Source organism: Propionivibrio pelophilus DSM 12018 (assembly GCF_059569095.1).
On the sequence record NZ_JCANUT010000004.1, the window covers coordinates 49,046 to 62,497 of the forward strand.

At 62.9% G+C, this 13,452-nt stretch carries 14 protein-coding genes; 9 read left to right on the top strand and 5 right to left on the bottom strand.

Annotated elements, in window-relative coordinates; genetic code table 11:
- Positions 1 to 3: 3 nt before the first annotated feature.
- The gene (locus tag BO74_RS03565; RefSeq protein WP_496440065.1) at positions 4 to 1,149 is read right to left on the bottom strand and encodes an FIST N-terminal domain-containing protein; all 1,146 of its coding nucleotides are present in this window, start codon (positions 1,147 to 1,149) and stop codon (positions 4 to 6) included.
- Between the two features lie 322 nt (positions 1,150 to 1,471).
- Between BO74_RS03565 and BO74_RS03570 the strand changes: the two genes are divergently transcribed.
- Positions 1,472 to 1,963: a hypothetical protein gene (locus BO74_RS03570; protein WP_496440067.1), complete on the top strand. Its 492-nt coding sequence runs from the start codon at positions 1,472 to 1,474 to the stop codon at positions 1,961 to 1,963.
- 5 nt (positions 1,964 to 1,968) lie between these two features.
- On the top strand, positions 1,969 to 3,387 hold the full coding sequence (gene dbpA / locus BO74_RS03575) for an ATP-dependent RNA helicase DbpA (RefSeq protein ID WP_496440068.1): 1,419 nt from the start codon (positions 1,969 to 1,971) through the stop codon (positions 3,385 to 3,387).
- A 201-nt stretch (positions 3,388 to 3,588) separates the two neighbouring features.
- On the opposite strand, the gene BO74_RS03580 is transcribed toward dbpA, so the two are convergent.
- Positions 3,589 to 4,200, bottom strand: a complete 612-nt coding sequence (locus BO74_RS03580; RefSeq protein WP_496440070.1) for a TetR/AcrR family transcriptional regulator — start codon at positions 4,198 to 4,200, stop codon at positions 3,589 to 3,591.
- Between the two features lie 98 nt (positions 4,201 to 4,298).
- Between BO74_RS03580 and BO74_RS03585 the strand changes: the two genes are divergently transcribed.
- The 5 genes from BO74_RS03585 to BO74_RS03605 all read left to right on the top strand — a co-directional run bounded on the left by BO74_RS03585 (position 4,299) and on the right by BO74_RS03605 (position 9,234).
- Positions 4,299 to 5,774: an efflux transporter outer membrane subunit gene (locus BO74_RS03585; RefSeq protein WP_496440072.1), complete on the top strand. Its 1,476-nt coding sequence runs from the start codon at positions 4,299 to 4,301 to the stop codon at positions 5,772 to 5,774.
- Between the two features lie 26 nt (positions 5,775 to 5,800).
- Positions 5,801 to 6,934 carry an HlyD family secretion protein gene (locus BO74_RS03590; protein WP_496440073.1) on the top strand — a complete coding sequence of 378 codons (1,134 nt, stop codon included), beginning with the start codon at positions 5,801 to 5,803 and terminating at the stop codon, positions 6,932 to 6,934.
- Positions 6,935 to 6,947: 13 nt separating this feature from the next.
- Entirely contained in the window at positions 6,948 to 8,486 is a 1,539-nt protein-coding gene (locus BO74_RS03595) for a DHA2 family efflux MFS transporter permease subunit (RefSeq protein WP_496440075.1), read from the top strand.
- 73 nt (positions 8,487 to 8,559) lie between these two features.
- Positions 8,560 to 8,751: a hypothetical protein gene (locus BO74_RS03600; RefSeq protein WP_496440077.1), complete on the top strand. Its 192-nt coding sequence runs from the start codon at positions 8,560 to 8,562 to the stop codon at positions 8,749 to 8,751.
- Positions 8,752 to 8,757: 6 nt separating this feature from the next.
- Positions 8,758 to 9,234: a methyltransferase family protein gene (locus tag BO74_RS03605; protein ID WP_496440078.1), complete on the top strand. Its 477-nt coding sequence runs from the start codon at positions 8,758 to 8,760 to the stop codon at positions 9,232 to 9,234.
- Positions 9,235 to 9,322: 88 nt separating this feature from the next.
- On the opposite strand, the gene BO74_RS03610 is transcribed toward BO74_RS03605, so the two are convergent.
- Positions 9,323 to 10,444, bottom strand: a complete 1,122-nt coding sequence (locus BO74_RS03610) for a DUF748 domain-containing protein (protein WP_496440079.1) — start codon at positions 10,442 to 10,444, stop codon at positions 9,323 to 9,325.
- Between the two features lie 140 nt (positions 10,445 to 10,584).
- Here BO74_RS03610 and BO74_RS03615 point away from each other — a divergent pair, with 140 nt between their 5' ends.
- Positions 10,585 to 10,890: a hypothetical protein gene (locus BO74_RS03615; protein ID WP_496440080.1), complete on the top strand. Its 306-nt coding sequence runs from the start codon at positions 10,585 to 10,587 to the stop codon at positions 10,888 to 10,890.
- 97 nt (positions 10,891 to 10,987) lie between these two features.
- Positions 10,988 to 12,070 (top strand): IS5 family transposase, encoded by a 1,083-nt coding sequence (locus BO74_RS03620; RefSeq protein WP_496440082.1) that lies wholly within the window; start codon positions 10,988 to 10,990, stop codon positions 12,068 to 12,070.
- A 154-nt stretch (positions 12,071 to 12,224) separates the two neighbouring features.
- Here BO74_RS03620 and BO74_RS03625 read toward each other — a convergent pair whose 3' ends face one another.
- Positions 12,225 to 12,548: a hypothetical protein gene (locus BO74_RS03625; RefSeq protein WP_496440084.1), complete on the bottom strand. Its 324-nt coding sequence runs from the start codon at positions 12,546 to 12,548 to the stop codon at positions 12,225 to 12,227.
- A complete protein-coding gene (locus BO74_RS03630; protein WP_496440086.1) occupies positions 12,548 to 13,408 on the bottom strand; it encodes a class I SAM-dependent methyltransferase in 861 nt (286 codons plus the stop codon). The genes BO74_RS03625 and BO74_RS03630 overlap by 1 nt, the downstream gene beginning before the upstream one ends.
- Between the last annotated feature and the right edge of the window lie 44 nt (positions 13,409 to 13,452).

The following is a 13,452-nucleotide window of genomic DNA, read 5'->3' on the forward strand; positions in this document are numbered from 1 at the left end:
CGTTCACTGCCAGAAGAGCACTACGACGTAGGTCATGTTGTGGAACAGGGTATGCGTGTAGCCTCCATGGCGTGGCAGCGGGGCGATTTCTCCCCGTGACGGGAAACCGGCCAGCGGAAGTCCCGGCGGGAAGGAGCGGTTGATCGCGTCGACCTCGCATTCGATCGCTGGCCCGAGGAAGGATTTTCGCCCCGTGCAACTCACGATCAGCGCACCGGCCGGCGCCTTGCCATTCTCGCGCAACGACGCGGCGATCTGCTCGACTTCGCCAAGCATCTGTTCCGGGTTCGCCTGGCAGACTTGCACCCAGTCACCGCTCTCCATGCCGCCGAAGAAGCCGATGGCGCCCGGCGAGGACTGGGCCTTCAGCATGATCGAACGCAGGCGCCCTTCATCGAGCGCGGCGGAATCCATGAGCCTGACCGAGAGCACGCCGCGATCGGACTGGAGAACCGGTTTTCCGGTTTCCCGCTCGATGAAGGCAGTGGCGCTGATGCCGTCGATCTGCCTGACCTGGTTGGCTGCAGCGGCGTCGATGTGTCCGGGATGCCCGATCGGGCGCTGCGTATTTCCGACGGTGATCGAAAAACCGATCTCGCCGTAGGCCGTGAGCAGCGCCAGCGTATCGTCGCGGACCTCGCGGTTGATGTAGACGTAGCTGTTCAGGCCGCGACGGTCGTCCATGGCAAGCCCGCCGACGATCGGGAAGGTGGCGTATTTTTGCAGCGTCGCCTCGAGCTGTCCGGCGTCGACCCTGAAGTCCGTTACGAGATAGGCAAACCGCGGCATCTCGAACGCGCTCGCCAAGTGGCTGAGCAAGCTGCCGAATCTTTCAACGAAACCGTCCTTCAGTCCGGTCAATACGTCGATTTGCCAGCGTACGCGTCCGTCCGAGGTGAGTGCCAGAGCGGCGGCACCGAAGTCGAAAACCCCCGCCGTCTCGAAACAGCCGTCGCCACTGTTGCCGAAAACGATCAGGTCGTTACGGCCGATGGCGTCGTGCAAGCCTTCGAGCAAGTCCGGGATGGCGTACTGGATCGAGGAAAACAGAAAAACCACTTCGGGCTCGATCGAGGCGACGGATTCCCCCAATTCGACACCTGCCCGGTACGGGTCGAGATTCGAGGTGCTGGCCGACGCAGCGCGCATCCTTTCCCCCTTGAAAAGGTTGTTTGCCGAAGATTGAACGTTTCTCGGGACGTCTTAAAGCCAATATAACCTTCGTTAGAGGAAACGAAAACCCTCCTTTCCGCTGGATTGATGTAACGCAGGTGATGTTCGGCGGGAATCGCGTCGCGATGGCGAACCGGAATGGAGGGGAGTGACAGCTCGGCCCCTCGGCGCTGGAACGCTCGTCGAGTTGCCGCGGATTTGGCAGGAATTATCCAGTACACTCCCGCTCTCGCAACGAACCAATGGGCGTCTGGCGTCACCTGCTGGCGTTCTCTTTTTCGCATGCAAAAGGAATCCGATGCACCCGATCCGCGATATTGATGTTTTTCTGTTACTCGCTCTGGCGCTCTCCTCAAAGCGGCGGCCAGCCGGACTTGTGGAGATCGTCGCGGCGACCGAGATCGTTCAGGGCGTCATTCCCGCTGATGTGCGGCTGGTCGAAGCCTTCTCCCATCTTGCCAGGTACGGCCTGATCCGTGCCCAGGACGGCGGATTCACGTTGACGGCGGCAGCGCAGAATGTCATGGCCAACCCGTCGAGAACCGCCGATACGACCAAACGCATCGCCGGCATCAAGGAGAAGCTGGCGGCCTACGAGGCCAAGGGCGAGCACGTGCCGATCCAGCTCACGGTAAAGGAAGTCTGTGCCGCCATTCTGGCGCACCGCGCTTCGGCCAGGAGTGCCGGCAACAACCTCTTGGCGCCCAAGCCGCAAGCTACTGCGGGCGACAAGCCGCGCCCCGGTCAACGCCAGCGCAAGCCGCTGCCCGCACGCCGACGCAAGGACTGAGCGAGATGACCGAACCCCTCGCCGCGGCCGAAGCACGCTCCTTCGACGAACTTTCGCTGTCCCCCGGCCTGCGCGCCGCCCTGAAACAGCTTGAATACCAGACGATGACGCCGATCCAGGCAGCCAGTCTGCCGATCTCGCTGAACGGGCATGACCTGATCGCGCAAGCCAAGACCGGCAGCGGCAAGACGGCGGCCTTCGCCATCACCCTGCTCACCAATCTCAACCCGCGCCGCTTTGCCGTGCAAGCCATGGTGCTCTGCCCGACGCGCGAGTTGGCCGAGCAGGTGACGCAGGAAATCCGCCGGCTGGCGCGCTTCGAAGACAATATCAAAGTGCTGTCGCTGTGCGGCGGCACCCCCATCGGCCCGCAACGGGGCAGCCTCGAACACGGCGCGCACGTTGTCGTCGGCACGCCGGGGCGCCTCATGGATCACCTCGAACGCGGCAGCCTGCACCTCGACGCGCTCAACACGCTGGTGCTCGACGAAGCCGACCGCATGCTCGACATGGGCTTTTACGACGACATCGTGTTTGTCGCCGAACACTGCCCGCCACACCGCCAGACCTTGCTCTTCTCGGCCACCTACCCGGAAGGCATCGCCAAGCTGGCGAGCCAGTTCCTGCGCCATCCGCAGGAAGTTAAATTGCTGGAGCAGCACGAGGGCAGCAAGATCCGCCAGCGTTTCTACGAAGTCAAACACGAAGAACGCCTGCAGGCTGTCGCCACGCTGCTCAAGCACTACCGGCCGATCAGCACACTGGCCTTCTGCAACACCAAGCAGCAGTGCCGCGATTTGCTCGACGTGCTGCATGCCCAGGGCTTTCACGCGCTGACCCTGAATGGCGACCTGGAACAGCGTGAACGCGATCAGGTGCTGATCCAGTTCGCCAATCGGAGCTGCTCGGTGCTGGTGGCGACTGACGTTGCCGCACGCGGGCTGGACATCGACCGGCTCGAAGCGGTGATCAACGTCGATGTCACGCCCGACCCGGAAATCTACATCCACCGCATCGGCCGTACCGGCCGCGCCGACGAGGACGGCTGGGCGTTCAGCCTCTGCAGCCCGCGCGACCGGCGCCGGGTGGACACCATCGCCCGGATGACCGGCAGCGAACCGGAATGGCACACGCTCGGCTCGTTGCAAAGCGGCAACGACGAAGCCCTGGTGCCGCCCATGGTCACTCTGCAGATCCTTGGCGGACGCAAGGAAAAAATCCGCCCCGGCGACGTCCTCGGCGCGCTCACGGCAGAAGCTCCCGGTACTCGCACCTTCACCCGCGAGCAGGTCGGCAAGATTGCCGTCACAGACCAATCCACCTACGTCGCCGTGGCGCGCGAGATCGCCGGCGAAGCCGTGCGCAAGCTGGCAACCGGCAAGGTCAAGGGCAAGACCGTAAAAGTGCGCGCGCTGGAGAATTGATGTGGTAGGTGGTCAATCGGGGAGTCCGCATCCGTACTCCCCGGATTCGCTCACGTGGTAAAGCAGTGCGTTCTTTACCGTGATTCCGGCGGCCTTCATTGAGTTATTCCGAGGATCGCTGCTCAGGGATGCTGAGAACAGATGCTCAGTTCCAGCGAAATTAACCGATCAAGAGAGGTGCCAGCCTGCAATCCAAGGCGGCTAGTCGCGGGGCGGGCCGTAAGCGATCATGAATGCCTCGACGGACCGGGCAACGATGGATTCGATGCTCCCTGCTTCCTCGGGCCGGTCAATGTGGAAGAGGACGCAGTCGAGCAGTTCTGCTTCGAGCAGGGCGCGCAGGTGCAGGGCGGCGACGCGCGGGTCGGCGGGACGCAGTTTGCCTTGGGCCATCGCTGAAGCCAGGAAGCTCGCCATCATCTCCTGGCTGCACCTGGGGCCGCGTTCATGGCACAGGCGGCCAAGGTCGGAGCGTCCGGATTCGGCGATGATCAGCCGGCGGACAGCCAGCACCTTTTCCGAGTAAATGAACGCAAGGAATTGCTCGCCGAAATGGCGCAGGCAGGCCGCGACGTCGTCGGTCGAGGGGTCGAGCGCTTGGTGGGTCGCCTCGAATTCCGCTTCGGTCGAGCGGAACATCACTTCGAAGAACAGTTCTTCCTTTGACGGGAAGTAGTTGTAGAGCGTCGCTTTCGATCCACCGACGCGCGCGCAGATCTCCGACATCGAGGCGCCGGAAAAACCAACCTCCCGAAATACCTCGGCCGCCACGGCGAGGATGGCCTCGCGCTTTTCTTCCGTCTTCGTTCTCATCGTGCCCTTCATTTCTGAACCAACCGGTTTACTTTAGCTTGACGGCCCGGAATGTTCAATACTAAACTGTACCGTACAGTTATATTTCAGAGGTCGTCATGTTCATTCCTCGTTTTTCTATTGATGCGGCAATGCGTCGCGGTCGTCTGGCGGGCATCGGCCTGTTGGCGCTGGGGCTGGCCGGCTGCGCGCAGTTTCCGTCGCTCGATTCGCTCGCGGTATTCAAGCCCGCTTTCGAGTATCAGACGAACGCCTCGTTCGCGGCGCCGCAGGTTGTCTGGCCCGAGGACGGCTGGTGGCGGACGTACGGTGACAAGCAACTCGACGGGCTCGTCGAGGAAGCCTTGCGCGATTCGCCGGATATGGCGGCGGCCGCCGCCCGTCTGCGCCGTGCCGAAGCGGCCGGGCTGGTGGCCGGCGCGCCCTTGATGCCGCAGGTGGGGGGCAATGCCTCGGCGACGCAGCAGCGGCAGAGTTACAACTACCTGACCCCGGCATCGATGACACCGGAAGGCTGGAAGGATTACGGCCGGGCGACGCTCGATTTCAGCTGGGAGCTCGACTTCTGGGGCAAGAATCGCGCGGGGTTGGCAGCGGCAACGTCGGAAGTGGAAGCCCGCCGCGCCGAGGTGGCACAGGCGCGGTTGGTTCTTGCCGCCAATGTCGCCAGCGCCTACGCCGAGATGACCCGCCTTTTTGCTGCCCGTGACACGGCGGCGCGTTCGGTTGAAGTGCGAGCCCAAACCGCAACCCTGTTTGCCGAACGTTTCACCAACGGTCTGGAAACGCGCGGCAGCGTCCGCGACGCCGAAGCGAGGCGCGCCACGGCGGAGGGGGATCTGTTGGCGATCGACGAGCAGATCGGCCTGCAGCGCAATCGACTTGCTGCGTTGCTTGGTGCCGGGCCGGATCGCGGCCTGTCGATAACCCGCCCGGTGGTGCGCCTGGAGGCGCGTCCGGGGTTGCCGGGAAACCTGCCGGCGGAGCTGATCGGGCGGCGGCCGGATGTCGTGGCGGCACGCCTGCAGGCCGAAGCGCAGCAGCGCCGGATCGACCAGAAAAAGGCCGAGTTCTATCCCAACGTGAATCTGTCGGCGTTCATCGGCCTGCAGTCGCTGGGCCTGGATCTGCTGACGAAGAGCGGTTCGACGGTCGGCAGCATCGGGCCGGCAATCTCGCTGCCGATCTTTACCGGCGGCCGTTTGCGCGGGGAACTGCGCGGCTCGGTGGCGACGTACGAGGAGGCGGTCGCCAACTACAACCGGACCGTCACGCTGGCCTTGCAGGAAGTCGCCGACGCCGGCCTCAGCCAGCGGGCGCTTGGCGGGCGCCTGGCCAAGGCCGAAGAGGCCGCGGATGCCGCCGCCGAAGCGCACCGCGTGGCGCGCAATCGCTACGAGGGCGGGCTGTCCAGCTACCTCGAGGTGCTCTCCGCCGAGGATGTGCTGCTGAACAGCCTGCGCAGCCTGAGCGACCTGCAGTCGCGGGCGTTCGCGCTGGATGTGGCGCTCATCCGCGCGCTGGGAGGGGGTTATCGCGAAACGCTGCATCAAACCTCTGAATCGAATACCTGAACATCGCAAGAAACGAGGAAAACACCATGTCCGAAAACACAATCGCTTCCCCGAGCCGTGCAGAAAACGAGCGGCGCCGCAACAAGCTCCTGATCGCGCTGGGCGGCGTGGTCGGTATCGCCGCGCTGGCGTCCGGCGCCTACTGGTTCCTGTACGGGTCGCATTTCGTGTCGACCGACAACGCCTATGCCGCAGTCGAGATCGCCCAGGTGACGCCGGAGGTTGGCGGCACGATCCGCGAGGTACGTGTCACCGACACTCAGACGGTAAAGGCCGGCGACATCCTGGTGGTTATCGACCCGTCCGACGCACGCCTGGCACTGGCTCAGGCGGAGGCAGAACTCGGCAGTGCCATCCGGCGGGTCAAGGGCTATGTGGCCACCGACAGCGGACTGGCGGCGCAGATCGCGGCGCGCGAGGCTGATGAAAAGCGCGCCGTCGCGCAGCTTGCGTCCGCCGAAGCCGACTTCGACCGCGCGAAGATCGATCTGCAGCGGCGCGAGGCGCTGGCGAAGTCAGGCTCGGTGTCCGGTGACGAACTGACCCGGGCGCAGAACGCCTTTGCCGCCGCCGAAGCCAATCTGGCGGCCGCCCGCGCAGCATCCGAGCAGGCGCGGGCCAACCGCGCGGCGGCGATCGGCAGCAAGGCGGCGAACGCCGCGCTGATCGCCGAGAGCACGGTGGAAACGAATCCGGAAGTCGCTTTGGCCAAAGCTCGTCGGGATCGGGCAGCCATCGACCTGGAGCGGACGGTCGTTCGGGCGCCGGTCGATGGCGTGGTGGCCAGACGCCAGGTGCAGATCGGTCAGCGCGTGCAGGCCGGGACACCGCTGCTGGCCGTGGTTCCGGTGCAGGAGATGCACGTCGATGCCAACTTCAAGGAAGTGCAGCTCGAGAATGTCCGCATCGGTCAACCGGTGACGCTGGAAGCGGACATCTACGGTGGTTCGGTGACCTATCACGGCATGGTGGAGGGCTTCTCCGGCGGTTCCGGGGCGGCGTTCGCGGCGATTCCGGCGCAGAACGCGACGGGCAACTGGATCAAGGTGGTGCAGCGCTTGCCGGTGCGTATCAAGCTCGATTCGGCCGAACTGGAAGCCCATCCGCTGAAGGTCGGTTTGTCGATGACGGCGCGGATCGACACGCGCGAGCGCAGCTGAAGCGGAGGCCGGCATGAGCCAAGTGGATGCCCGTGGCGACGCGCCGCTGAGCGGGGGAATGCTGTGGGCCGCGGCGATCATCCTGGCGGCGGCGAACTTCATCGCCGTGCTGGACATGACCATCGCCAACGTCTCGGTGCCGAACATCGCCGGGGGACTCGGGGCGACGACCAGCCAGGGAACCTGGGTGATCACCTCGTATGCTGTCGCCGAAGCGATTACCGTGCCGCTGACCGGCTGGCTGGCCGCGCGCTTCGGTGCCGTGCGCGTCTTCGTCATGTCCATGGCGGCGTTTGGCGCGTTTTCTGTGCTTTGCGGCCTGTCCAATTCTCTCGGCATGCTGGTGTTTGCCCGCATTTGCCAGGGGCTGGCCGGCGGACCGCTGATGCCTCTTTCGCAGACGCTGTTGTTGCGCATCTTCCCGAAGGAAAAGGCCGCTGCGGCGATCGGCCTGTGGTCGATGACCACGCTGGTGGCGCCAGTGCTCGGGCCGATCCTGGGCGGGCATCTGTGCGACGAATACAGCTGGCACTGGATCTTCTGGATCAACCTGCCGATCGCCGGAGCCTGCGCGGTGATCGCCTGGAAGATGCTCAAGCGTTATGAAGAGCCGCTGAAAAAGAACCCGATCGACCGCGTCGGGCTGCTTCTGCTGATCGTCTGGGTCGGTGCCCTGCAACTGATGCTCGACGAAGGCAAGAACCTCGACTGGTTCTCCTCGCCGGAGATCGTCGCCTTGGCGATCGTTGCCATCATCGGCTTTGCCGCCTTCCTGATCTGGGAGTTGCACGAAGAACATCCAGTGGTCGATCTGCGGGTGTTCCGGCATCGCGGCTTCTCGGTCAGCGTGCTGACCATCAGCCTGGCGTTTGCCGCGTTCTTCGGCGCCAACGTGCTGACGCCGCAATGGCTGCAGACCTACATGGGCTACACGGCCACGACCGCCGGCATGGCGACGGCATGGAGCGGCATCTTTGCCGTGTTCGTTGCTCCGATCGCTGCCACGCTGTCGCACCGTGTGGATCCGCGCAAGCTGGTTTTTGGTGGTGTCATCTGGCTCGGCATCGTGACGCTCCTGCGCACGATCGCCACGACCGACATGGACTACTGGAGCGTGTCGCAGCCGCTGATGCTGATGGGGTTGGGGATGCCGTTCTTCTTCATCCCGCTGACCGGGCTGGCGCTGGCCAGCGTCGACCCGCACGAGATGGCGTCGGCAGCCGGATTGATGAACTTCCTGCGCACTCTGTCGGGAGCCTTCGCCACGTCTCTGATTACCACCGTCTGGGACGACCAGATTACGCGTAACCATGCCGAGCTGGTGGGGCTGGCCGACAGCGATCACTACGTCCAGACCTTCCTCGAAAACACCGGAATGTCCGCGGATGCCGTGCTGCAGTCTCTGGACCGTCTCGTAACCAGTCAAGCCGTGATGCTGGCGACCAACCAGATCATGGCCGCGGTCGGCATCGCCTTCGTCTTCGCCGCTTCGGCGATCTGGCTTGCGCCGAAGCCGACGCGCAAGGTCGATGCCTCGGCGGGGGGGCATTGATGGCCTGTTCTCCCGGGCCCGCTCTGCGCGTGGCACACTGGCAGCCTTTCCGGTTTCCGAAGGAGAAGGGCGTATGGGAGAGCGCTATTTCGTGATCTGCCTGGATGAAGACGGCGTGCTGGCCTTCGCCACGCACGGCTACTTCACCACGCGAAAGGCGGCGGAGAGCTATGCGCGGACGTTTCCCGCCGGGCGCGAGGCGCGGGTTGTCGTTGCGACGGCCGAGTTCTACCGGCGGGATTCCGTAGCGGCCTGCGGGTCGTAGGTCTGCTTGGCGACGATTTTCGTGCGCGTGCTCGAACACACGATTCCGCCGCCGGTTGTCGCGGGTATCATTGCTCTGGCGATGTGGTCGGCGTCGCCAACGCAATTGCTCTGGATCGCCCCGTTGCGGCCCGGCGGGATCGTCGCACTGATTCTGATAATTGCCGGTTTCGTGTTCGATCTGCTCGCTCTGATGGCGTTTCTGCGTGCCCGTACCTCGATCAATCCGCTGCGGCCGCACAGGGCGTCTGTTCTGGTTACGCACGGTGTCTATCGAGTGACCCGCAACCCGATGTACGTCGGATTACTGTGTTACCTCACCGCGTGGGCCTTGTTTCTGGCCACGCCCTGGGGGTTCGCCGGCCCTTGCCTGTTCGTCGTTACCATGAACCGCTTCCAGATCGCGCCGGAAGAACGTGTCATGCGAGAGAAATTCGGCAAGGAGTTCGAGGACTACGCGACACGCGTCGGACGCTGGCTTTGACGGCGCCGCTGAATCAACTCAACGCTGACGCTTCATCATCTCGTTGACGTTGAATCCGCCCATGTTCGGCATGATCACGTCGTCGGGACTACTTGCCGAGCAGCTTTTCCACTGAATCGCCGATGCCCTTGAGAGTGCTGCCGCCGATGCTGCCTGCGCCCTTTGCGAGCGATTCGATGCTGATGCCCAGCGAACTGGCCAGCGAGGTGGTGAGGCGTGTGGCCATTTCCTCGTTGAGCGAGAAGCGTGGGTCGTTGATCTCGCCTTCGAGCAGGAACCTCACGCTGATCTTGCCGCTGTTGTTCTTCATCAGACCGACGGCGGCATTGCGTGGCAGTCCCATGAAGGAACCGGAACCCGAACTCAGCTCGAGGTCCGAGAGCGTCAGCGTGCCGGGGGCGCGGAGTTTGCCCTTGCTGACCGACGACTTGAGATCGAGATCCAGCGTTCCGCGCCGGACGCCCGTCTCTGCGGCCTGGACCAGATAGGGCTGCAGGACGGTCATGTCCACGCCGCGCAGCGTCGTCGTGAAACCGGAGTCCTTGCTCGCCAGTTCGATCGCACCGTCGATGGCCAGTTTGCCGTCGCGCCGGTTGCCTTTCAGGGTGCCGTTGACCTTGATCGCCGTCTGGCCGGTAAGGTCCGGGAGAAGTAGTTTGCCGAGGCTGGCATCGATCTGCTCGAGACGCAGCTTGACCGGTGTCTTTCGAATGCTGCCGTCGTAAAATTCGATGATTCCACCGGCAATGATGATGTTGTCGATGCGGATCGGTGTTTCGCCCGTATCGCTACCTTTCGTCGTCTTCGATGTTGTCGCCGGCTTCGTGTCGAGCAGGCCGGGAAGTACCTTGAGTTGACCGTTGCGGGTGCGCAACATGGCGATGTAGGCGCCCTCGACGCGGATACGGTCGATCGACAGTTGCGCCGTCAGCAGGTCATTGAGGTTGGGCGTGACCAGAATCCGCTGCGCGCGCAGTTCATCCTCGCTCGGCCAACCGCTGTCGCGTTTCGCCTTGATGCGCAGATCAAGGATTTCGACGCCGGTCAGCCCGACGCGTATCTCCTTGACTTCGCCGCGTGGGCCGAGCGCCTGCTCGATCTGGCCCTTCAGGGCCCGCATGCCGAAGTGCCAGGCGGCCAGACTGCCGGCGACGGCCACGAGCGCGACTATCAGGAGAATCAGCAGACGGCGTTTGGGTTGGCTGGCCATGACTATTCGGATGTGAAAAGGGTGTATTTGCAGATTGTGGCGTTTCGCTACCGGTTTTGACAATCACAGTCGGTTGAACAAAACGCTGCGGATTGGTCTAAGATGCACACTGTCTGTTTCGGTTTTGCGGGAGGTGCGCCATGGAAATCAGTTCAACGACATCCAGCCTTTATTCGGTGATCACGGATCGTGCCGCGCAGGCGCGGGCCCGTCAGGCCGAGCAGGATCAGAAGCAACAGGCCGCACAGACGCCGCAGACGCAACCGACGCCGCCGCAGACGCAACCGACGACGCCGCAGACGCAATCGGCGAACAACGTGCAGACCACGCAGGCCGTCAGTGAAACCGAGAAAGCGGCGGCTGCGCGTCAGGAAGCGGAACAGAACCGGCCGGTCGTCAACACCAGCGGCCAACTCGTTGGGACGCGGGTCAATACCACAGCCTGAGCCAATCTACGGGGGGTTTAACAGGCCGTTGAAAAACGGCGCGAAGTACATGCTATTGGTATAATTGAGTCTTGCGTTTCAACGAGATCGAGTTTCCATGCGCAGAGCCGACGTAACCCAATCAGCGATGTTCAGCTATCGTACGCTGGAGCAACGAATACCGGCGTCGCATCCGCTGCGTAATCTCCGGAAGCTGGTTGTCGATCTTCTGATGACATTGCATGACGATTTTGCTGCCCTGTATGCGAAGACGGGGCGGCCGTCGATTCCGCCGGAACGTCTGCTGCGCGCCTGTCTGATCCAGACGCTGTACTCGATCCGGTCGGAACGGCAACTGGTGCAACACATCGACTACAACCTGCTGTACCGCTGGTTTGTCGGGCTGGACATGGACGATGCCGTGTGGGATCGCAGCACCTTCACCAAGAACCGGGACCGGCTGCTCAACGAAACGGTCGCGCGTGCCTTCTTCGCGAAAGTGCTCGGCTGGGCGCGTTGGCAAGACCTGGTGTCCTCGGATCACTTCTCGGTGGATGGCACCCTGATCGAAGCCTGGGCCTCGATGAAGAGTTTCAAGGCCAAGGATGGATCGAGCAAACCGCCGGAAGACGGCGGACGTAATCCGACGGTGGATTTCAAGGGCGAAGAACGCAAGAACGACACGCACGTCTCCTCGACGGATCCCGAGGCGCGCCTGTTCAAGAAATCGAAGGGCGACAAATCGCGGCTGTGCTACATGAGCCATGCCCTGATGGAAAATCGCAACGGACTGGTGGTGGATGTCGAGACGACGCAATCGACGGGTACGGCAGAACGAGACGCAGCGACGACGATGGTCGAGCGTTCGCTCAAGGCAGGCGCGACTGTGGGCGCGGACAAGAATTACGACACCGCGGGCTTCGTCAAAGCGATGCGCCAACGTAAGGTCACACCCCACGTGACCCAGAAGACGGACAGCGCCATTGATCAGCGAACCACCCGGCATGCGGGCTACGCGGTCAGTCTGAAGATCAGAAAGCGCGTCGAAGAAGTATTCGGCTGGGCGAAGACCGTCGGCGGGCTTCGCAAAACCCATTTCATCGGACTGGCCAAGGTGAAGGCACAGACCCTCTTCACTTTGGCTGCCTACAACTTGACGCGGATGGCGACGATCTTTGGTTGGCGGTTGAATACGGTATAGGGAGAAATCCGCCGGTAGGTCGCTATTTAGCGACCTACCGGACAAGAAACCGGCTAAAAACCGGTTTCGAGGCTACGCAAGGGCTTTCAACTGCTTACTTCGTTGCCGTCAGCGCCAAATAGCCGAAGGCGTCGCGGTGAAATTCAACAACCTGTTAAGCGAGCCTTCCCAGCGTCCATGTCATGCCGCCGATGCCGGCGGCGAGCCACGCGATGATCAGCAACATGCGGGTCATCGCGTAGCTTTTTGGACGACTGGCGCGATCGGCCTGCGCCAGGATGTGCAGGGCGCCCCAGGCTGTCACCAGACCGAGGATCAGCGATGCGCCGAGAACCTGGATTTCGGCGGCGTTGAGAGCGAACAGCCGATCAGCGCGCCAGGGGACGACGACGAACACGCCGAAGGTCCACAGCAGGCCGGCGCTGCCGGCAGCGCAGAACAGTCCGACGATGCGGATGATCCAGTTTTCGGTACTCATCAGTCGGCTTCCACGGCAAGCGGCGGCAGGAGGAAGCGTTCGCGCAGTTCGTCGAGATTCAGTTCGTGCAGGATCGCGGCGAGGCGTTCCTCGGCGTTGCGTCGGACCTGCCCGGTGTGCCGAGCGACGATCAACTCGTTTTTCATCGAGTGTTCCCAGCCGACCAGTTCGGTGACCGTTACCTGGTACCCGTGGGCTTCGAGCATCAGGCAGCGCAGAGCGTTGGTCAGCTGGCTACCGAATTCGCGGGTATGGATCGGATGGCGCCAGAGTTCGGAGAGCGGCGTCCTGCCGAACGAGGCGCTCTTGTTCTTGCGCAGTACGGCGGCGACTTCCGCCTGACAGCAAGGCACGAGGACGATGAAGCGGGCCTGCTTGTGCAGGGCGAAACGGATGGCGTCGTCGGTCGCCGTGTCGCAGGCGTGCAGGGCGGTGACGATGTCCACCTGCGCCGGTAATGCCGGCGAATGGATCGACTCTTCTACCGTCAGGGCCAGAAAGTCCATCCGACCGAATCCGAGCCGTTCAGCAAGATTGCGCGATTTTTCGACGAGTTCCTGGCGCGTTTCGATGCCGTAGATGCGGCCCGTATCGCGTGCCTTGAAGAACAGGTCGTAGAGAATGAAGCCGAGATACGATTTGCCCGCACCATGGTCGGCGAGGGTGATGTCCTCGCCGACCTGCGACAGTTCGTCGAGCAGCGGTGCGATGAAGTTGTACAGGTGGTAGACCTGCTTCAATTTGCGCCGGCTGTCCTGGTTCAGCTTTCCGTCGCGGGTGAGGATGTGCAGTTCCTTGAGCAGTTCGAGCGACTGGCCGGGGCGGATTTCGGGAATGTCAGGGGAGGCGGTTTTTTTCATAAGCCGCTCATTTTAGTGAACAAATGGGATAATTGCCGCCTTTT